Here is a 19,066-nt window from a genome sequence, read left to right on the forward strand (position 1 = left end):
GGCCAGGCCGCACATCACCCCGAGCACGCAAACGCGGACACACCAACCGCTACGACCGACGACCCCCGAACACACCAGCCGTTCAGGTCCTCACCTACCGGGTCCTCCTACACCCACTCCAACCACGACCAACTTGATCTTTTAAAGCAGTGGCATTGGGGGTGCCGCTGTCGCGGGCGCGGCCTCGTCGGTTGCCGTCGAGGGCTCTGGGGTGAAGTCCATGGTTCCGACGTACGGCTGGAACAGCTCTTCGGCCGACCACTTCGGGAACATGTTTTCCAGGATGCGGCAGTGATCGCCGTACGGGAGCCCGAGAAGTCCTCCGGAAAGCCACCGATAATATTGCGCCTTACTCGGACAGCTTCCGGTCAAGCTCGAATCGACCTTCCTCGCCACCTTGTCGTATTCCCGGCAGAACGCTCTATAAGCCTGTAGATGCCTCTGCTTAAGCAGCATCTTCAAGAGCGTTGCTTCTTCCGGCACGATCGCCTCCCCGTCAGTGCTTCGAGACGAGACTAGCACGCGAAACGAGACAAGACGAGACAAGGCGATGATCAGATGCTCAAGACCGGACCAAAACGGTGTCTCGATGCGACTGACGTGCGGCGATGGTGTAAGTAGCAGCTCGTCCAGTCGGGGTGGGCGCCAGCAAAAGGGGTCTGATCGTGGCAATCGCAAGGGGACGCCGATTCCCGATTGAATTTGACGACGCATTCCCGCAGGGCCTTGTCCTTATGGGTGAGGTTGCGCCCGATACGGAGTGCCAGTCACGGGAGGACCGGGCGGCCGGTCGTCCTGTTCGCCAGAAAGTGGACGAGTCCACTGGCAAGCGGCGGTGGAAGGCAACCGTCACCGACCCGAACGAGCAGACCTCCAAGCGCGCGCCATTCGACGTGACGTTTCTGGCGGACGTTCAGCCGGTGCCGACGACCACTGAGGTCCTGCCCTGCATGCGTCCGGTGGAGTTGGAAGGGCTGACCGCTGAGACCCGTGTCGCGGGGAATGGGGAGTTCAAGTACCAGTCGTATCTGTTCCGGGCGACTGGGTTCCGTACGGCAGGTGTCGCCGGTGGTGGGCAGTGCAAGTCGGCTGGTCCTGCTGAGGCGTCCAAGTCCGAGTCCGAGTCCGTCAACAAGGCCGCGTGAGGCACGACGTGAGCGCGGTGTGCGAGGTCCCGGCCGGTGCGGCTCCGGGTGCATCCAAGGATGCGTCTGGGTCGCCCGGCTGGGCTCTCCTCGGACGGCTCGGAAAGGCACGACTGATGATTCCGGCTGAGCTGGACGCACGGTGGCAAGGGGCGTATGCGGTCTACGGGCAAGCATCGGAGGCTGTCGCGACGGTCGAACTGGGGAACCCGGATGCGGCGCGGTTGATGGCTTCGGCGTCCCGAGAGGTGTCGGCGTTGTGGTGGGAAATCGCTGGGACGCCGGATCTGCCGTGGTGGGCGTTGGCGGCGGTTCGGTCGGCGGCGCAGGCGTTCGAGGCGCAGGCCAAGGATTGGCGTGCTCGTGCTGATGCCTGGTCGGTTCCTCGACCCGGTGGGCGTGCGGTGCCTGCTCGTCGGCGTGAGCGGGATGGGGGTGCGCGGTGAGGGCGGATCTTCGGAGCGTTCGGACGCTTCGTGAGGCCAATGAGGTGCTCGGCAAGGGGATGCCGGGTCCAGGGTCGTCGGCTTCGGCTAGGGCGGCGTTCCACCGTCGGGCTGAGCGGGTGTACCGCGATGTGGCGATGACTGACCGGGATCACCACCACGAAGCGATGGCGTGGGCGTCGATCGAGAAGGAGAGGGCGGAGAAGGCAGAGAAGGAGCTGCGGGAGGAGAAGCGGGCTGCTGCGAACCGTAAGGCTCGAAAGGAGGCGGCCGAACTCGACGCGGCGGAGTCCGTGGTGGCGTCCACCGAGTCTGCGGAGGTGTCGGCGTGAGTGTCATGCAGTGGTGGGCTGCGGTCTGGTTGGCGGTGATGTTGCTTGGTGCGATCGGGTGGATCGTGCGATCAAGCGGGCGTGTGAGTCCGACCGCAGGCGGCGCGATGAGTTGGCGGCGGAGGTGACTCACCAAGACTACCGATAGCCGACACGCGACAGAGTCGAAGTCCAAATTGGACACTGAGGCGCGCGAAGGTCGTGCGGCATACTCGCACGGCCTTTGTTGCGCTGCAAGGACAGTAAGTCGCAGAAGCGGCCCTTGCTTGCTTGCGCCGCAGCCGCATTCGCGCACCAGCACGTTCCTGCCGTGTGATTCAGCCACAGCGCCGGGGTGATCGTTTCGGTGCGATCCCTATGCCTTGACCGGTCGCGACAACTCCTCCAGCAACCCCAACACCTCAGCCGAAGTCCGCCGCCGCATCCCCGCCTGCTCACACCGACGCACCACCGCCGCGTGCTCCCGCCACAACCGCAGCCCCCGCCGCACCAGCACGTGGGTCGCCTTCCGCGACTCCGCCACATCTCGCACCAGCCTGCGGGTGAACGTCCGCCCACCACCCGGCGCGAGCACCACGGCTTCCGCGAGCACCCCTGCGGCGTGGCAGCCATCGACGATCCGGTCCGCGAACAGACCCTCCGCCACGAACACCGGGCAGCCCGCAAGGTCGAGGTCGTAGCCACCGATCCGCCGGTCCGCCCCAAGCTCGTAGTGCGGCGCGTGGATCTTCCCCGTCGTGGCGAGTCGAACCACCGCGTCGACAGCGTCCGCCGCGTGCCAGGCGGCGGGCAGATCCCAGTCGACCCGGCCGGTCGCGGCGCGGGGGAGCAGCGGGTCGTCGCCCTCGCGGTAGAAGTCGTCGAGGCGCAGGACCGGGACGCCCGCCCGGGCCGCCAACGTCGATTTCCCAGAGCCCGAAGGGCCCGCGAGCAGCACGACACGCGCAGACGGGGTCACGGGTGCGAATTGTCGCACGCGCGGAGCGGGTAGCGTCGATCCCTGTGGAACAGGAGTTCGATCTGGATCTGTTCGCCGCGCCCACCTCCTCGGCGCGGCGGCCGAACGCGCCGCTGGCCGTGCGGATGCGCCCGGCGACCCTCGACGAGGTGGTCGGCCAAGACCACCTCCTCGGCCCCGGCGCCCCGCTGCGCAGGCTCGTCGAAGGCGCGGCCCCCGCGTCGATCCTGCTCTACGGCCCACCCGGCACGGGCAAGACCACACTGGCCACCCTGGTCTCCTCCGCGATCGGCCGCCGCTTCGTGGCGCTGTCCGCGCTGTCCGCGGGCGTCAAAGAGGTCCGCGCGGTCATCGACGACGCGAAACGCAGGCTCAGCCACTCCGGTGAGTCCACGGTCCTGTTCATCGACGAGGTGCACCGCTTCTCCCGCACCCAGCAGGACGCCCTCCTCGGCGCCGTCGAAGACCGCATCGTCCTGCTCGTCGCCGCGACCACGGAGAACCCGTTCTTCTCCGTCGTCTCCCCGCTCCTGTCACGCTCCCTTGTCCTGCAGCTGCAACCGCTCACCGACACCGACCTGCGCGACCTGATCCGCCGGGCGATCGCGGACGAGCGTGGCTTGGCAGGCGCCGTCACCCTCGACCCCGACGCCGAGGACCACCTCGTCCGCCTCGCGAGCGGCGACGCGCGCCGCGCCCTGACCGCGCTCGAAGCCGCCGCCGACACCGCTGCCGCCACCCGCGACGGCGCGATCGACCTGGCCACCGTCGAGGCGACGGTCGACAAGGCCGCCGTGCGCTACGACCGCTCCGGCGACCAGCACTACGACGTGATCAGCGCCTTCATCAAGTCCATCCGCGGCTCCGACGTCGACGCCGCGCTGCACTACCTGGCCCGGATGATCGAGGCGGGGGAGGACCCGCGGTTCATCGCCCGCAGGCTCGTCGTGCACGCCAGCGAGGACATCGGCATGGCCGACCCGACCGCCCTGCTGACCGCGACCGCCGCCGCGCAGGCCGTGCAGCTCATCGGTATGCCCGAGGCCCGGCTCGCCCTCGCCCAGGCCACCGTCCACCTCGCGACAGCTCCGAAGTCCAACGCCGTGATCACCGCCATCGACAGCGCCATGGCCGACGTCCGCGCGGGCGGCGCGGGGCTGGTCCCCGCCCACCTGCGCGACGGGCACTACCAAGGCGCCAAACAACTCGGCAACGCCACCGGCTACCGATATCCCCACGACGTCCCCGACGGTGTCCTCACCCAGCAGTACCCGCCGGACGAACTCGTCGGCCGCGACTACTACGAACCCACCACCCGCGGCGCCGAACGCCAACTCGTCGACCGCGTCCCCAAGCTCCGCAGGGTCATCCGCGGCGACTGATCCTCCCGCGGGCCGTCGAAGGAGCGCACACTGATCCGATGGCCACCCGATACCCACGGAGACGGACCGACCACCGCTGGTGGACAGGGCTGGCCGTCTTCCTCGGTCTGGTCTTCGTCGCGCTGGTGATCCAGGGCCTCACCGTCCACAAGATCGGGTTCGGCCCGCTCTCCATCGAGTTCGGCGAGAAGGCGAAGAGCGGCGGCGGCACGAACGGCGGCGGCAACGGCGCTCCCGCCGACGTCCTGTTCGATCAGGCGAAAACGATCACCGGATCGTGGAAGACCACCAAAGGCAAGGTGACGCTCGAAGTCGTCCAGGTCGAGCAACAGGACGACTGGGTCCGCGTCACCGCCCGCGTCCGCAACGGCGGCGGCAACGCCGTGAACCTCCCGCTGTTCGGCAATTTCGTCGCGAGCGACGACACCGACACCGCCTACAGCGCTCGGATCACCAGCATGAACACCGGCTGGACACCCGATGTCCCGGCCGGTCAGACCCTGCGCGGCGTGATCGTCCTGGATAAACAAGTGCCTCCCAGCGCAAAGGCGCTTACCGTTTCCTTCACGCACGTTCTCGGATTCGGCGCGCCGAGCGGCGGGATCACCGTCAGTGGTGTGCCTGTCCCGAGGTGAACGCCGGGGCGCGGTAGCCTGACGCCGATCAAAACCCCGTTGACGAGGAGGGCCCGTGACAGCAGGGCAGATCGCCGCGCTGATCGCCGCAGGCGCGTTCGTGCTGCTGGTAGTGCTGCTGGGCATCATGCTGTTCAAGCTTGGGCGCACGCTGGACGAGGCCACCATCGCGATCCGCAAGGCGCACGAGAACAGCGACCCGCTCTTCAACGGCGCCAACACCACGCTGACGCACGTCAACACCCAGCTTGAGCGCGTCGACGGCATCACCTCCAACGCGCAGGCCGTCACCGGCAACGTCTCCGCCCTGACCTCAGTGTTCACCGCCACGCTCGGCGGCCCGCTGGTGAAGTTCGCCGCGCTGTCCTACGGCGTGAGCAAGGCGATGCGCGCGCGCCGCCGCGCCAAGGGCGAGGTCGAGGGCAAGCACTCGCGTCCCGCCCGGCGCAAGCGCAAGGGAGTCCGCGCATGAAGCGGATCTTCTGGCTCGGCCTCGGCGTCGCCGCCGGTGTGGCCCTGTCCCGCAAGGCCACGCAGACCGCGCACGCGGTCACCCCCGCGGGTATCGCGGGCAACGTCGGCGACGCCGTGCGTGAACTCGCGGGCGCCATCGGCGCCTTCGGCGCGGACGTGCGCGCGGGCATGGTCGAACGCGAAGAGGAACTCACCGACGTCGTCGAGCGCCGCTCCGGTGTCCGCCCGGGCGCCCGACCCGCCGCGCGAGCGCGCAGGGCGAACGGCTGAGCCGAGCCTTCGCCGTTCGCCGCGCCGACCGCCCGTCGAACCCACTGATTCCTTAGGAACCAAGACCGTGCAGACCCACGAGATCTCCAAGCGCTTCACCGACTACTTCGTCGCCAACGACCACACCAAGGTCGCCAGCGCGTCGCTGATCCTCGAAGACCCCAACCTGCTGTTCGTCAACGCGGGCATGGTGCAGTTCAAGCCGTACTTCCTCGGCGACGCCCCGGCCCCGTACCCGCGCGCCACCAGCGTGCAGAAGTGCGTGCGCACCGGCGACATCGACGAGGTCGGCAAGACGACCCGCCACAACACGTTCTTCCAGATGGCGGGCAACTTCTCCTTCGGCGACTACTTCAAGGCCGGGGCCATCGAGCACGCCTGGGCGCTGCTGACCAACAGCATCGCCGACGGCGGCTACGGCTTCGACCCGGACCGCCTCTGGGCCACGGTCTACAACGACGACGACGAAGCCCTGGAGCTGTGGCAGAAGATCGCCGGCCTGCCGCTGGACCGCATCCAGCGCCGCGGCGGCGAGGACAACTACTGGGACATGGGCGTGCCCGGCCCCGGCGGCCCCTGCTCGGAGATCTACTTCGACCGCGGCCCCGAGCACGGGCGCGAGGGTGGCCCCGAGGCTGACGAGGACCGCTACCTCGAGATCTGGAACCTCGTCTTCATGCAGGACGAGCGCGGTGAGCTGAGCCCGAAGAAGGGCCACCCGCCGGTCGGCTCGCTGCCGCGCAAGAACATCGACACCGGCATGGGCATCGAGCGGGTCGCGTACCTGCTCCAGGGTGTCGACAACGTCTACGAGACCGACCTGGTCCGGCCGGTGATCAGCAAGGCCGAGGAGATGTCCGGCCGCCGCTACGGCGCGGGCAACGCCGTCGACGACGTGCGCTTCCGCGTCATCGCCGACCACGCCCGCTCCGGCATGATGATCATCGCCGACGGTGTCACCCCCGGCAACGAGGCCCGCGGCTACGTGCTGCGCCGCCTGCTTCGCCGCATCGTGCGCTCCGTGCGCCTGCTCGGCGTGCAGGAGCCGGTGCTGGGCGAGTTCGCCAAGGTCGTGCGCGACACGATGTCGCCGTCGTACCCCGACCTGGCCAACGACTTCGCGCGTATCGAGTCGGTCATGCGCAAGGAAGAGGAGACCTTCCTCGCGACCCTGGTCAGCGGGTCGAAGATCTTCGACCTCGCCGCGGACAAGATCAAGGCCGAGGGTCGCGCGATGCTGCCGGGCGACCAGGCCTTCCAACTGCACGACACCTACGGCTTCCCAATCGACCTGACCCTGGAGATGGCCGCCGAGAAGGGGCTGTCGGTCGACGAGAACGGCTTCCGCGAGCTGATGGCGCAGCAGCGCGCCCGCGCCAAGGCCGACGCCGCTTCGCGTAAGACCGGCCACGGCGACCAGTCCGTCTACCGCGACCTCCTCGCGCTCGGCGGCACCGAGTTCACCGGCTACACCGACCTCGCGTCGGAGTCCGTCATCCGCGGCCTGGTCCTCGACGGCAAGCGCGTCAAGGGTGCCGCCGAGGGCGACATCGTCGAGGTCGTGCTCGACCGCACCCCGCTCTACGCGGAGTCCGGCGGCCAGGAGAGCGATGCCGGCACGATCACCGGCGAGGGCGTCGAGATGGAGGTCCTCGACGTCCAGAAGGTCGCCCGCAAGCTGTGGGTGCACCAGGTCCGCGTGCTCAGCGGCGAGGTCACCGAGGGGCAGCACGTCGAGGCCACCGTCGACCAGGAATGGCGCATCGGCGCACGTCAGGGCCACTCCGGCACCCACATCGTGCACGCCGCGCTGCGCCAGGTGCTCGGCCCGACCGCGCTTCAGAGCGGGTCGTACAACAAGCCCGGTTACCTGCGGCTCGACTTCGCCTGGTCCGGCGGCCTGTCCGAGGAGACCAAGAGCGAGATCGAAGAGGTCTCCAACCTCGCCGTTCGCAAGGACCTGCCGGTCCGCGTGGTCTACACCGACATGGGCGGCGCGCAGGAGATGGGCGCGGTCGCGCTCTTCGGCGAGACCTACGACGAGCAGGTCCGCGTGGTCGAGATCGGCGGGCCGTGGTCGCGTGAGCTGTGCGGTGGCACGCACGTCGAGCACTCCTCGCAGATCGGCCCGATCACGCTGCTCGGCGAGTCCTCCGTCGGCTCCGGCAGCAGGCGCCTCGAGGCCTACGTCGGCATGGACGCGATGCGCTACCTCGCCAAGGAGCGCGCGCTGGTCCAGAACCTCGCCACGATGCTTAAAGTGCCCGACAACGAGGTACCCGCACGTGTGGAAGCGCTCATCGAGCGGCTGCGCGGCGCGGAGAAGGAGCTGGAGAAGCTCCGCGCGGGACAGCTCTTGGCCTCGGCGGGCACCCTCGTCGACCAGGCACAGGACATCGACGGGACCGCTCTGGTCGCGCTCAAGGTGCCCGACGGTGTCGGCGGCAACGACCTGCGCTCCCTCGCGAGCGAGGTCCGCAACCGGCTCGGCTCCCGGCCCGGCGTGGTCGCGCTGTTCTCCATGGTCGACGGCAAGGTCGCGTTCGTCGTGGCCACCACGTCGGCCGCGCGGGACAACGGTCTCGCTGCGGGCAAGCTCGTGCCCTCGTTCGCCTCGGCCATCGACGCGCGTGGTGGCGGCAAGCCCGATCTCGCTCAGGGTGGCGGCGCGAACGCCGACGGTATCGGCGAGGCGGTGAACGCCCTGCGCAGGGCGTTGGGCGGATCGTGACTCCCGCATTCGACCGGCCCGGAGCCGACGACCCAGGGCGTGGCCGCAGGCTCGCCGTGGACGTAGGCTCCGTCCGCGTCGGCGTCGCCATGAGCGATCCGGGTCCGATCCTCGCCACACCGCTCGTTACGCTGTCTCGGGACGAACGGTCGGGCGGGGACCTAGACCGGCTCACCGAGCTCGTCGCCGAGCACGAGGTGGTCGAAGTGGTGGTCGGATTGCCGAGGACGCTGGCCTCGCGGCACGGCGCGGCGGCCGAGAGCGCGCACGCGTACGCCACGGAGCTGGCCCGGCGCATCGCGCCGGTCCCGGTGCGCCTCGCCGACGAGCGGCTGACCACGGTGTCGGCGTCACGCATGCTCAGCAAGCAGGGGGTCAAGGGCAAACGCCAGCGAGCGGTGGTGGACCAGGCGGCGGCGGTGGAGATCCTGCAGTCGTGGCTAGACGCCCGGTCCGCGGCACTCGCTCGATCTGCGGAGGACTCATGACCGACGATCTCGGTTTGTTCGAGGAACGCCCCAGCCGGGAGCGGCCTCGGCGGCCGACCGCCGCCGCGGCGGCGGCCCGCAAGGCCAAGCAGAAACGCAAGAAGCGCCGCAACCGGTTGGCCGTGTTCGGCATCGTCGTGGCACTGCTGATCGGCGGCGGCGTGTGGTTCGGCTTCCGCCAGCTCTCGGGCCTCGGCGGCTACGACGACTTCACCGGCGCGGGCGAGCGCGACGTCGTCTTCGAGGTCAATGGCGGCGACTCCACGGGAGCCATCGCCGGGCGGCTGGCCGAGGACGGCATCGTCGCGAGCAGCAAGGCGTTCCTGGCGGCGGCGCAGGACGAGGCGAAGGTCCGCTCGATCCAGCCCGGCTACTACGTGATGCGCACGAAGATCTCGGGCAAGGCGGCGGTCGAGAAGATCGTCACGCCCGCCTCGAAGGTCGGGAATCTGCAGATCAAGGCCGGTACGCAGCTCCACGACCTGACCAATGGCACAACCGTCACCCCGGGCGTGATTTCCCTGCTGTCCACCGCGTCGTGCGCGACGCTCGACGGCAAGAAGACCTGTGTGCCCGTCGAGGAGTTGGCCAAGGTCGCCGAGACCGGTGACTTGAAGGCCCTCGGTGTCCCCGAGTGGGCCATTCCCGACGCGTCCCGCGCGCCGGAGCCCGCGCGCAGGCTCGAAGGCCTGATCGCTCCGGACGTCTACGACGTCAAGCCGGGGTCGACCGCCGAGGAACTGTGGACGAGGCTGGTCACCGAGTCGTCCGCGCGGCTGCAGAGCTACGGGATGCCGAAGCTGGCGGAGACCACGGGGCTCACCCCGTACCAGATTCTGGTCATCGGCTCCCTGATCCAGCGTGAGGCGATCGCGGCGGACTTCGAGAAGGTCTCGCGGGTCACGTACAACCGGTTGGCGAAGTCGATGAAGCTGGAGTACGACTCCACGATCAACTACGTCCTCGACCGCCCGGCGATCACCACCAAGCCGGAGGATCGCGCGAAGGCGGGCCCGTACAACACCTACGAGAACACGGGTCTCACTCCGACCCCGATCGCGGCCGTCAGCAAGGAAGCGCTCATCGCGGCGGTGAAGCCGGTGGACGCCACGTGGCTCTTCTTCGTCAAGTGCGAGAAGAACGGCTTGTCCTGCTTCGCCGACACCAACGACCAGCACGAGGCCAACATCAAGAAGGCCAGGGCGAACGGTGCGTATTGACCGACGTGCGGCCGTCCTCGGCTCACCTGTCGATCACTCGCTTTCCCCCGTCCTGCACAACGCCGCCTTTGCGGCGCTCGGGCTGACGGACTGGACCTACGAACGAATCGACTGCGACGAAGCCCGCCTACCGGGGTTGGTCGCGTCGATGGGCCCGGAATGGGCGGGCCTGTCGGTCACCATGCCCGGCAAGCACGCGGCCCTCACTTTCGCCGCGACGGCGACGCCCCGAGCGGTCGCCGTGGACGCGGCGAACACCCTGATCCACCGCCCTGATGGCAGTTGGCACGCCGATTGCACCGACATCGACGGCGTCACCGGAGCGTTGGTGTCAGCGGGCGGGTATGCGCGCCACCCCGGCGCCACCGCCCTGGTCTTGGGCGCGGGCGGCACCGCACGAGCGGCCCTGGCGGCCCTGGTCGACCTGGGTGTCGAGTCGGCCACCCTGGTGGTCCGCGACCCAGCCCGCGCCGCGTCCGCCGTCACCTGCGCGGACCGTCTGGCGCTTCCGGTGGCGGTCCAGGCCTGGTCCACCACCGACTTCGCCGCTTTGGCGTCGTCCTCCGCGGTGGTCATCAACACCGCTCCCGCTGCGGCTGCAGCGCCCTTGGCGGCCGAACTGGCGAAGGCCCCCTGCCTCCTCGACGTCATCTACCACCCATGGCCCACCCCGGTCGCCGAAGCGGTTATGGCGGCAGGCGGCACACTGGCGACGGGCCTGGACATGTTGCTGCACCAGGCTTTCGCCCAGGTCGAACACTTCACCGGCCTCCCCGCGCCCCGCGCCCCCATGCGCGATGCTCTCAGTGCGGCCACGGGCGGAATGCTCCCGCTCCCACTCTGAGCACATTCATGGAAAAGCGTCAAACAACTATCCCCATGCCATCGTGTAAATGACACTCGAACTCTCGTTCGCTAGCGTTATCAGCGAAAGGAGTCCCGAATGCCACCCCTCACCCTCCCCGTCCGACACGCACAAAATCCGCCCCGCACCCCACTAAGCCCCATCCGCCCCTGGCAGACTCGCGTGCTGCTCACCTTCGCCTACCTCGCCCTACTTCCCTTGGCACTAACAGCTTTCCACGCCGCGACAAGCGACCCTGCCTCGTCCATCATCACCGCAATCACCGTCACCACGGTCGCCATCGCAGGCGCCGCCGCCGGAACCCTCTGCCGCCACCTACTCGCGCGAATCCCGCGCGGCACCATTGTCAAACCAGGCATCTGCGAATTCACGGTCGCATTCCTGTGGTCTCTCATTGCCTACCAATGGACGACAGACCACCTTCACCCCGGCTGGCTCCCAACGGCGTTCCTCTTCACCTGCTTCGCCACCGCGCTGACGCTGACCGACCTCCACCACCGCCGACTCCCCAACGCCCTGACCATCCCCGCCTACCCAGTAACCGCCGCCTGCTTAACGTTCGCAGCCCTCACCGCCGACACCCCCGAAACTCTGTGGCAAGCCGCCACCGGCGCAGCCCTCTTCCTCACCTTGCACGCGGCCGTCCACCTACTCCGCCCCACCGCCCTGGGCGCGGGCGACGTCAAACTCTCCGGGCCCATCGGAGCCACCCTCGGAGCAATTCACCTCGCCGCACTCCCCATAGCCGCCGTCCTCGCAGCAGGGGCGACCCTCCTGCTCGCAACAGCAGCTCCACGCCACGTCAGATCCCGCTGGCTGTCCAGCATCCCCCACGGCCCAGGACTCCTGGCGGCAACAACCTTGTTCGTGATCTTCGGAGGACCGCCACCCACACCCCTCTAGCCCGCCCTGCCTCGTCGATCCCGTTGACCTCGTCCGCCGATCAGCACAGCCAACGCCCCCGACCAACTGCCTTCGGCAGCTCTCCAAACCTCACGGCTCCGTGCGACCGCCGACCATCTGCACGCCTGCCGCAGGTGTCAGGCCTCAGAAACACATGTCCGCACCCCGAAAACACCATGTCCGCTCCCCGAACGCAACCAGGAGGTGATCACCCCGAACCCCTTCCACCAGCCGTTTCGTCGGATTCGTCACTGTTCCCTTCGTCCCATCCGGGCGGTCGGGCTGCGGGGTCACATGACAGGATCAGGCCGTGCTGCGTTGGATTACCGCCGGAGAGTCACACGGACCCGCACTCGTCGCCGTGCTGGAAGGCATGGTGGCGGGGGTTGAGGTCACCACATCGGACCTGAGCGACCAGCTCGCGCGTCGGAGGCTTGGGTTTGGGCGTAGCCCGCGCATGGGCTTCGAGACCGACAAGGTCGAGTTCCTCGGCGGGGTGCGCCATGGGCTGACTCAGGGCGGCCCGATCGCGGTGCACATCGACAACGCCGAGTGGCCCAAGTGGGAGAAGGTCATGTCCGCCGACCCGGTGGACCAGGCCGAGCTGGCCGAGTTGGGCCGCAATGAGCCCCTGACCAGGCCCCGCCCCGGCCACGCCGACCTGCCCGGCATGCAGAAGTACGGCTTCGACGAGGCCCGCCCGGTTCTGGAGCGCGCCAGCGCTCGGGAGACGGCGGGACGTACCGCCCTGGGCACCGTGGCGAAGGCCTTCCTGCGCCAGCTCCTGGGCGTCGAGGTCATCAGCCACGTCGTCTCCATCGGGGGCGCCGAGGCCTCGCCGGACAGCCCGACCCCGGGACCCGGTGACCTCGCCGCCATCGACGAGAGCCCGGTGCGGGCGTTCGACGCGGCGGCGACCGAGGCCATGGTCGCCGAGGTCGAGGCCGTCAAGAAGGCGGGTGACACCGTCGGCGGGGTTATCGAGGTCATCGCCTACGGCCTGCCCCCGGGCCTCGGCTCGCACGTGCACTGGGACCGTCGCCTCGACGCGCGGCTGGCAGGCGCGCTCATGGGTGTGCAGGCGATGAAGGGTGTCGAGATCGGCGACGGCTTCACCACCGCACGCCGGTGGGGCAGCCAGGCGCACGACGAGATCGACCGGGCCGAGGGCACTATCGCCGGTGTGACCAGGCGGTCCAACCGGGCCGGTGGGCTCGAAGGCGGCATCACCAACGGTGAGCCGCTGCGCGCCCGGGTCGCGATGAAGCCGATCTCCACGGTGCCGCGCGCGCTGTCGACCGTCGACGTCGTCACCGGTGAGCCCGCTGTCGCGATCCACCAGCGTTCCGACGTGTGCGCGGTGCCCCGTGCGGGTGTCGTGCTCGAATCCGTCTTCGCGCTCGTCCTCGCCGAGGCCGCGCTGGAGAAGTTCGGCGGCGACTCGCTCGCCGAGACCAAGCGCAACGTCGAGGGCTACCTCGAAGCGCTCCGGAACCGCTGGTGAGCCCGGTCGCTGTCGTGGTCGGCCCGCCAGGTGCGGGCAAGACCACCATCGGCACGGCCCTCGCCGAGGCACTCGGGGTCGCCTTCCGCGACACCGACGCCGACATCGTCGAGGCCATGGGCAAGTCGATCAGCGACATCTTCACCGACGGCGGTGAGGCGGCGTTCCGCGCCGCCGAGGAGAAGGCGGTCGCGGTCGCGTTGCGTGAGCACGACGGCGTCCTGTCCCTCGGCGGGGGAGCGGTGCTCTCCGAGCAGTCGCGCAAACTCCTGGCCGAGCACACCGTGGTGTTCCTCAACGTCGGCATGGCCGAAGGCGTGCGCCGCACCGGGCTGTCCACCGCCCGGCCGCTGCTCGCCGGGGTCAACCCGCGCGCCAAGTTCAAGGAGCTGCTCGACGCCCGGCTCCCGCTCTACCGTGAGGTAGCGAGCGTCGAGGTCGACACCGACACCAAGTCGCCGGACGAGATCGTCTCCCAGCTCGCCACCGTCCTGAACCGAGGAGAATGACCGTGCAGCCGGTGCGTATCCGGGTCGCCACCGAGAAGCCCTACGACGTCGTCATCGGCAAGGGCCTGCTCGACGACCTGGTCGAATCCGTCAAGGGCGCCTCCAAGGTCGCGATCATCCACCAGCCGACGCTGGCCGCCACGGCGGAAGCGACCCGCGACGAGCTGGTCGCCGCCGGGATCGACGCGCACCGCATCGAGATCCCCGACGCCGAGGACGGCAAGGCGCTCTCCGTCGCCGCGTTCTGCTGGGAGGTCCTCGGCCGCATCGGCCTCGACCGCCAGGGCACCGTCGTCGCCCTCGGCGGCGGCGCCGTGACCGACCTCGCGGGCTTCGTCGCCGCCACCTGGATGCGCGGCGTGAAGCTGGTCAACGTCCCGACCACGCTGCTCGGCATGGTCGACGCCGCCGTCGGCGGCAAGACGGGCATCAACACCGAGGCGGGCAAGAACCTCGTCGGCGCCTTCCACGAGCCCTCCGCGGTCCTGGTCGACCTCGCCACCCTGGCCACCCTCCCGCGCTGGGAACTGGTCGCGGGCATGGCCGAGGTGATCAAGGGCGGGTTCATCGCCGACCCCGTCATCCTCGACCTCATCGAGGCCGACCCGGCCGCCGCGCTCGACCCCGAAGGCGACGTCATCGGCGAGCTGATCCGCCGCAAGATCCAGATCAAGGCCGACATCGTCGCCGCCGACCTGCGCGAATCGGACCTGCGCGAGTTCCTCAACTACGGCCACACCCTGGCCCACGCCATCGAGCGCCGCGAGCGCTACAAGTGGCGCCACGGCGCCGCGGTCAGCGTCGGCATGGTCTTCGTCGCCGAACTCGCCCGACTCGCGGGCAAGCTCGACGACGCCACCGCCGACCGCCACCGCAGCATCCTGACCAGCATCGGCCTGCCGGTCACCTACGACGCCGACGCGCTTCCCCAGCTCATCGAGGGCATGCTGAGCGACAAGAAGACCAAGTCCGGCGTCCTGCGCTTCGTCGTCCTCGACGGTCTCGCCAAGCCGAGCAGGCTGGAGGGGCCCGACCCGTCGCTGCTGGCGGCGGCCTACTCGGCGATCGCGGCGGAGCCGAGCGGATCGACCGGGGTGATGCTGTGAAGGTGCTCGTCCTCAACGGCCCCAACCTGGGCAGGCTCGGCACCCGCGAGCCCGAGATCTACGGCAGCACCACCCACGCCGACCTGGCCCGGCTCTGCGTCGAGACCGGCGCCGACCTCGGCCTCGACGTCGAGGTGCGCCAGACCGACCACGAGGGCGAGATGCTCGGCTGGCTGCACGAGGCCGCCGAGAACAAGATCCCGGTCGTGCTCAACGCCGCCGCCTGGACGCACTACTCGATCGCCGTGCGCGACGCCGCCGCGCAGCTCACCGCGCCCCTCATCGAGGTCCACATCTCGAATGTGCACAAGCGTGAGGAGTTCCGGCACCACAGCCACCTGTCCGCGCTGGCCGCCGGGGTGATCGTCGGACTCGGCGTCGACGGCTACGCCCTGGCCCTGCGGTGGCTGGCGGACAACGCCAAACCTTGATCGACTGATTCACCCATCCGGGCGACACGGCGGCCCTACACTGGGGCCCTCCCGTCACTCGCCCGGAAGGCCAAGCATCCCCGCATGTCGAGTCCGCGCCACAGGGCCGCGTCGATTCTGCTGATCGGCGGCCTCCTCGCAGGCTGCACGGCAGCAGTGGGTGAAGCGGGCCAACCCCCGCCCATCACCACATCGGTGACCTCGTCCGAGGTGCCGCCGACCCCGCAGCTGACTCTGCGTACCGACCGCCCGCGGCAGAGCCCGGGCGTGATCGCCGCGGGCGGCGGCGACGCGGTGTACAACTACGGCCCCACCCTGATGCTCGACGGCGGCCGCTACCGCATGTGGTGGTGCAGCCAGCTCGGTGTGGCCAACCCGCCCGGCGACGACATCCTCCTCGCCGAGTCGACGTCCATGGACAGCAGGTTCGTCGGGCCTGACGGCAGCCCCGGGACACCGGTTTTCTCCGGCAGCGCAACGGGTTTCGACGGCATGCACACCTGCGACCCGTCGGTGATCAAGGTTCGCGGCACGTATTACCTGTACTACACCGGCGCGGCGGGCGATCACGCCAACGGCAACGCCATCGGGTTCGCCACCAGCCCTGACGGTCGCGTCTGGAGCCGCGGCAACGGCGGCAAGCCGATCGTCACCGCTGCCCGCAATGTGCTGCGCGACAACATCTATGGCGCGGGCCAGCCCGCGGCGGTGCACGTCGACGGCTGGTTCTACCTGATGTTCACCGACACCACCGGGCGCGACGCCGGGTGGAACGGCGCGGGCCAGTTCATGTTGCGCGCCAAGGACCCGGCCTTCACCGTCGAGGTGGAAACGCTGTCCCCGGGCGGGTTCCGCGAGTTCAGCAGCACCGCGGGCCGAATGCGCTCCGTAGTCGACGCGTTCAGCGCGGACCTGATGTGGGTGCCTGCCCTGGGCGCGTTCGCCATCGCCCACGAGACCGAACACGGCACGACGATCACCTTCTGGGACAAGGACTTCCGCAAGGCTCCCGCGCGGCCGATCCACATCCCGGGCCCGTGGAAGGAAGGCCCCGGCCTGGTACGCGACCCGGAGGGGCACGCGGTGCGCTCGGTCGAGGATCCGTGCGACCGCATCCCGGTCGACCTCGTTCGCGCGACCAGCACGGTGCACGCGCCGACCGACTTGGTCCACTTCGGCGCCGACATCGCGAACGCCGGCGCCTGCGAGGATCCGGCGCGCGCGCCCGCGGCGCTGCGCGGTTTCGCGATGCCGTCCCCGCAGCGCACCATCGACGTCGTGGTCGACGGCGGTTTGCTGCGGGTCGAACGCCGGTCCGTGGCGGAGAAGCTCGCCATCCGCGTCCTGGACCGCCGCGTCCCCGCGCTCGAATCCCTGCCGGTCCGCGCCCGCCTCGACGCCGCCGCGAAGGTGGTCACCGCCGACAACCGCCTGGCCTTCGTGCTCGACGACCACCTGTGGCCGTTCACCGACCCGACGCTGGCCGCGCTGAACTCGTCGGTCCCGGTACCCATCACTCCACGGCGCTGGCACGACTACGCCGACGCCCCCACCCTCGGCCGTTAGGGCGCGGGATTGCGGCGCTTGCCCGAGACCGTGGGCTCCGGCACCGCGCTCGTGCTGCCCGACGGCACGGCACACGAGGTCAGGTGGGAGCGAAGCACAGCCGAGTCCGGTACCGTCTTCACGACGCCTGGCGGACGGGACATCGCGTTCGCCCCCGGGCAGGTATGGATCGTGTATGCGCCTCGCTGACCAGGGTGTTCTCCCAAACCGCGACCGCCCGGGCTGCCCGCTCTTATCCTGGTGAAGTGTGGTCCGGCTCGTGGGACCGAGGAGGATGCGCGGTGGCCGATCAGATCACCGGCAGTGAGCAGGCGATCGAACAGGCGATCCAGCGGGCGAGGGACGCCGTAGCCCATGAGGCATGGGCCGACGCCTATGCCGTACTGCGCGACCTCGACCCCGAGCAGCTGAGCCCCGACGACCTGGCCGGACTGGCCGACGCCGCCTGGTGGACCAGCCGCGTCGAGGAGTCGACCGCGGCGCGGACCAAGGCGTACTCGGGCTATGTGGCGGCGGGTGCGGGGAGGCAGGCAGGCTTCATGGCCTGGATGCTCTTCTACGAGTACCACCTCGCGTCCCGTACGGCCGCGGCCGCCGGCTGGCTGCGGCGGGCGCGGCAGCACCTCGGCAGCGAGCCCGAGTGCGTCGAGCAGTGCTATCTCGCCTGGGTCGAGGCGGAAGAGGCACAGCAGCGCGGCGCGTTCGACGACGCCATGAGCTCGGCCCGACGCATGGCGGACATCGCGCGGCGCTGCGGCAGCCCGGATCTTCTCGCCATGAGCGCCCAGGCGCAGGCCAGTGTGTTGATGGACCAGGGGCGGATCGCCGGTGGGCTCGCTCTGCTCGACGACGCCATGTGCTCGGCCATGGCGGGCGAGCTCAGCTCGTTCTTCACCGGCTGGATCTACTGCCTGGGCCTCCAGCAGTGCATGGCCTCCGCCGACCTGGGGCGGGCCGTCGAATGGACCGACGCCGCCATGGCCTGGTGCGCGTCGATGCCCGAGGAGAACAATTTCCGGGGTCTGTGCCGGGTGCACCGGGTCGAGGTGCTCGAACTGAGCGGCGACTGGCCCCGGGCCGCCACCGAGGCTGTGCTGACCTGCGAGGAGTTGCTGCCCTACGAGGCGCGGATGGCGGCTGAGGCGTTCTACCTGACGGGAGGCATCCAGAGGCGCCGCGGCGAGCTGGCGGCTGCGGAGGCAGCGTACGAGCGCGCGCACGAACTCGGCCGCGACCCGCAGCCGGGCCTGGCGCTGCTGCGGCTGGCCCAGGGTAAGGCCGACTCCTCGGCCGCCGCCCTACGGCTGGCGCTGGCAGCCGAGAACGGCGGCGGTCCCGGCCGCCTCGAACGCTGCCGGCTGCTCGCCGCCCAGGTCGAGGTCTCCCTCGCCGTCGGGCAGCTCGATCAGGCCCGGACGGCAGCTGACGAACTGGACTCGACGGCGCGCGACTGGCAGCAGCGACGCGAGTCGGAGAGCACCGTGCTGCATGCGATCGCCGCGGCCGCGGGCGGAGCGGTGGCCTTCGCCGACCGCGACCTCGAAGGTGCGCTGCCCCTGCTGCGCCGGGCGCTGTCGCTCTGGCTCGAGCTGGGAGTCCCGTACGAGGCTGCGCAGGTTCGGATGACCCTCGCCTCCGCCGACCGCGCCGCCGGGGACGACGAAGGCGCACGGCTGGAACTCCGCGCCGCGCAGGCGGTGTTCGAGCGGCTGGGCGCGGTGCCCGACGCACGGCGGGCGGCGGCCCTGCTCAGCGCCGGACACGATCGGCTCCCCGGTGAGCTGACCGGGCGGGAGACCCAGGTGCTGCGTCTCGTCGCGGCGGGCCGCACCAACCGTTCCATCGCATCCGAGCTGGTGATCAGCGAGCACACCGTCGCCCGTCACCTCAACAACATCTTCGCGAAGCTCGGTGTGTCGTCGAGGGCCGCGGCCACGGCGTACGCGTTCACCCACGGCCTGGCGTGACGGCGCATGGGCCGTTCTGCCCATGCGGCTGATCCGTGAGATGGGCGGTTCCGGCGATGAGCGCCACCGGGTCCCACACCTAGAACGGATGCGTACCCCTTCCCCGAAGACTCGGAAGGCCCTGAGACGCGAAA

The 19,066-nt window shown here is 69.7% G+C and carries 20 protein-coding genes; 18 read left to right on the forward strand and 2 right to left on the reverse strand.

From position 1 onward, the window contains the following. Positions 1 to 141 precede the first annotated feature (141 nt). Positions 142 to 483, reverse strand: a complete 342-nt coding sequence (locus tag ACRDSQ_RS04640; RefSeq protein WP_431419070.1) for a hypothetical protein — start codon at positions 481 to 483, stop codon at positions 142 to 144. Between the two features lie 182 nt (positions 484 to 665). On the opposite strand from ACRDSQ_RS04640, the gene ACRDSQ_RS04645 reads away from it, so the two are divergent. Together ACRDSQ_RS04645 and ACRDSQ_RS04650 are read left to right on the forward strand one after the other, a co-directional pair. Continuing rightward, a complete protein-coding gene (locus ACRDSQ_RS04645) occupies positions 666 to 1,145 on the forward strand; it encodes a hypothetical protein (protein ID WP_431419128.1) in 480 nt (159 codons plus the stop codon). 442 nt (positions 1,146 to 1,587) lie between these two features. Beyond that, positions 1,588 to 1,923: an AMED_5909 family protein gene (locus ACRDSQ_RS04650; protein WP_431419073.1), complete on the forward strand. Its 336-nt coding sequence runs from the start codon at positions 1,588 to 1,590 to the stop codon at positions 1,921 to 1,923. A 355-nt stretch (positions 1,924 to 2,278) separates the two neighbouring features. Here ACRDSQ_RS04650 and ACRDSQ_RS04655 read toward each other — a convergent pair whose 3' ends face one another. Beyond that, entirely contained in the window at positions 2,279 to 2,881 is a 603-nt protein-coding gene (locus ACRDSQ_RS04655; protein WP_431419075.1) for a uridine kinase family protein, read from the reverse strand. Between the two features lie 44 nt (positions 2,882 to 2,925). Here ACRDSQ_RS04655 and ACRDSQ_RS04660 point away from each other — a divergent pair, with 44 nt between their 5' ends. From ACRDSQ_RS04660 to ACRDSQ_RS04735, 16 genes are all read left to right on the forward strand, one after another. After that, positions 2,926 to 4,263 (forward strand): replication-associated recombination protein A, encoded by a 1,338-nt coding sequence (locus ACRDSQ_RS04660; RefSeq protein WP_431419076.1) that lies wholly within the window; start codon positions 2,926 to 2,928, stop codon positions 4,261 to 4,263. Between the two features lie 38 nt (positions 4,264 to 4,301). After that, entirely contained in the window at positions 4,302 to 4,898 is a 597-nt protein-coding gene (locus tag ACRDSQ_RS04665) for a hypothetical protein (RefSeq protein WP_431419078.1), read from the forward strand. 55 nt (positions 4,899 to 4,953) lie between these two features. Then, positions 4,954 to 5,370: a DUF948 domain-containing protein gene (locus ACRDSQ_RS04670; protein WP_431419080.1), complete on the forward strand. Its 417-nt coding sequence runs from the start codon at positions 4,954 to 4,956 to the stop codon at positions 5,368 to 5,370. Further along, complete coding sequence (locus ACRDSQ_RS04675; RefSeq protein ID WP_431419081.1) at positions 5,367 to 5,642, forward strand: hypothetical protein; 276 nt, start codon at positions 5,367 to 5,369, stop codon at positions 5,640 to 5,642. The genes ACRDSQ_RS04670 and ACRDSQ_RS04675 overlap by 4 nt, the downstream gene beginning before the upstream one ends. 67 nt (positions 5,643 to 5,709) lie before the next feature. Then, on the forward strand, positions 5,710 to 8,373 hold the full coding sequence (gene alaS / locus ACRDSQ_RS04680) for an alanine--tRNA ligase (RefSeq protein ID WP_431419083.1): 2,664 nt from the start codon (positions 5,710 to 5,712) through the stop codon (positions 8,371 to 8,373). Continuing rightward, complete coding sequence (gene ruvX, locus ACRDSQ_RS04685; protein ID WP_431419085.1) at positions 8,370 to 8,861, forward strand: Holliday junction resolvase RuvX; 492 nt, start codon at positions 8,370 to 8,372, stop codon at positions 8,859 to 8,861. The genes alaS and ruvX overlap by 4 nt, the downstream gene beginning before the upstream one ends. Continuing rightward, positions 8,858 to 10,081: an endolytic transglycosylase MltG gene (gene mltG / locus ACRDSQ_RS04690; RefSeq protein WP_431419086.1), complete on the forward strand. Its 1,224-nt coding sequence runs from the start codon at positions 8,858 to 8,860 to the stop codon at positions 10,079 to 10,081. The genes ruvX and mltG overlap by 4 nt, the downstream gene beginning before the upstream one ends. Next, positions 10,071 to 10,925 carry a shikimate dehydrogenase gene (locus tag ACRDSQ_RS04695; RefSeq protein WP_431419087.1) on the forward strand — a complete coding sequence of 285 codons (855 nt, stop codon included), beginning with the start codon at positions 10,071 to 10,073 and terminating at the stop codon, positions 10,923 to 10,925. The genes mltG and ACRDSQ_RS04695 overlap by 11 nt, the downstream gene beginning before the upstream one ends. Before the next feature lie 183 nt (positions 10,926 to 11,108). Further along, on the forward strand, positions 11,109 to 11,849 hold the full coding sequence (locus tag ACRDSQ_RS04700; RefSeq protein WP_431419089.1) for a prepilin peptidase: 741 nt from the start codon (positions 11,109 to 11,111) through the stop codon (positions 11,847 to 11,849). Positions 11,850 to 12,159: 310 nt separating this feature from the next. Continuing rightward, on the forward strand, positions 12,160 to 13,353 hold the full coding sequence (aroC, locus tag ACRDSQ_RS04705) for a chorismate synthase (protein ID WP_431419092.1): 1,194 nt from the start codon (positions 12,160 to 12,162) through the stop codon (positions 13,351 to 13,353). Continuing rightward, on the forward strand, positions 13,350 to 13,862 hold the full coding sequence (locus ACRDSQ_RS04710; protein WP_431419095.1) for a shikimate kinase: 513 nt from the start codon (positions 13,350 to 13,352) through the stop codon (positions 13,860 to 13,862). Before aroC ends, ACRDSQ_RS04710 begins: the two co-directional genes overlap by 4 nt. Further along, positions 13,859 to 14,968, forward strand: coding sequence for a 3-dehydroquinate synthase (gene aroB, locus ACRDSQ_RS04715; protein WP_431419097.1), 1,110 nt, complete (start codon positions 13,859 to 13,861; stop codon positions 14,966 to 14,968). Before ACRDSQ_RS04710 ends, aroB begins: the two co-directional genes overlap by 4 nt. Then, complete coding sequence (gene aroQ, locus ACRDSQ_RS04720) at positions 14,965 to 15,399, forward strand: type II 3-dehydroquinate dehydratase (protein ID WP_431419098.1); 435 nt, start codon at positions 14,965 to 14,967, stop codon at positions 15,397 to 15,399. Before aroB ends, aroQ begins: the two co-directional genes overlap by 4 nt. A gap of 84 nt (positions 15,400 to 15,483) precedes the next feature. Next, entirely contained in the window at positions 15,484 to 16,965 is a 1,482-nt protein-coding gene (locus tag ACRDSQ_RS04725; protein WP_431419099.1) for a beta-xylosidase, read from the forward strand. 18 nt (positions 16,966 to 16,983) lie between these two features. Beyond that, entirely contained in the window at positions 16,984 to 17,154 is a 171-nt protein-coding gene (locus tag ACRDSQ_RS04730) for a DUF3048 C-terminal domain-containing protein (RefSeq protein WP_431419100.1), read from the forward strand. Positions 17,155 to 17,246: 92 nt separating this feature from the next. Beyond that, complete coding sequence (locus tag ACRDSQ_RS04735) at positions 17,247 to 18,932, forward strand: response regulator transcription factor (RefSeq protein WP_431419102.1); 1,686 nt, start codon at positions 17,247 to 17,249, stop codon at positions 18,930 to 18,932. The last annotated feature ends 134 nt before the right edge of the window (positions 18,933 to 19,066 follow it).

Source organism: Actinokineospora sp., assembly GCF_050699995.1.
Lineage (GTDB): Bacteria > Actinomycetota > Actinomycetes > Mycobacteriales > Pseudonocardiaceae > Actinokineospora.

Bases quoted from the DNA above. Each gene is read 5' to 3' on its own strand.
- ACRDSQ_RS04665 (WP_431419078.1), top strand. From the start codon at position 4,302: ATGGCCACCCGATACCCACGGAGACGGACCGACCACCGCTGGTGGACA.
- ACRDSQ_RS04675 (WP_431419081.1), top strand. From the start codon at position 5,367: ATGAAGCGGATCTTCTGGCTCGGCCTCGGCGTCGCCGCCGGTGTGGCC.
- mltG (WP_431419086.1), top strand. From the start codon at position 8,858: ATGACCGACGATCTCGGTTTGTTCGAGGAACGCCCCAGCCGGGAGCGG.
- aroB (WP_431419097.1), top strand. From the start codon at position 13,859: ATGACCGTGCAGCCGGTGCGTATCCGGGTCGCCACCGAGAAGCCCTAC.
- ACRDSQ_RS04725 (WP_431419099.1), top strand. From the start codon at position 15,484: ATGTCGAGTCCGCGCCACAGGGCCGCGTCGATTCTGCTGATCGGCGGC.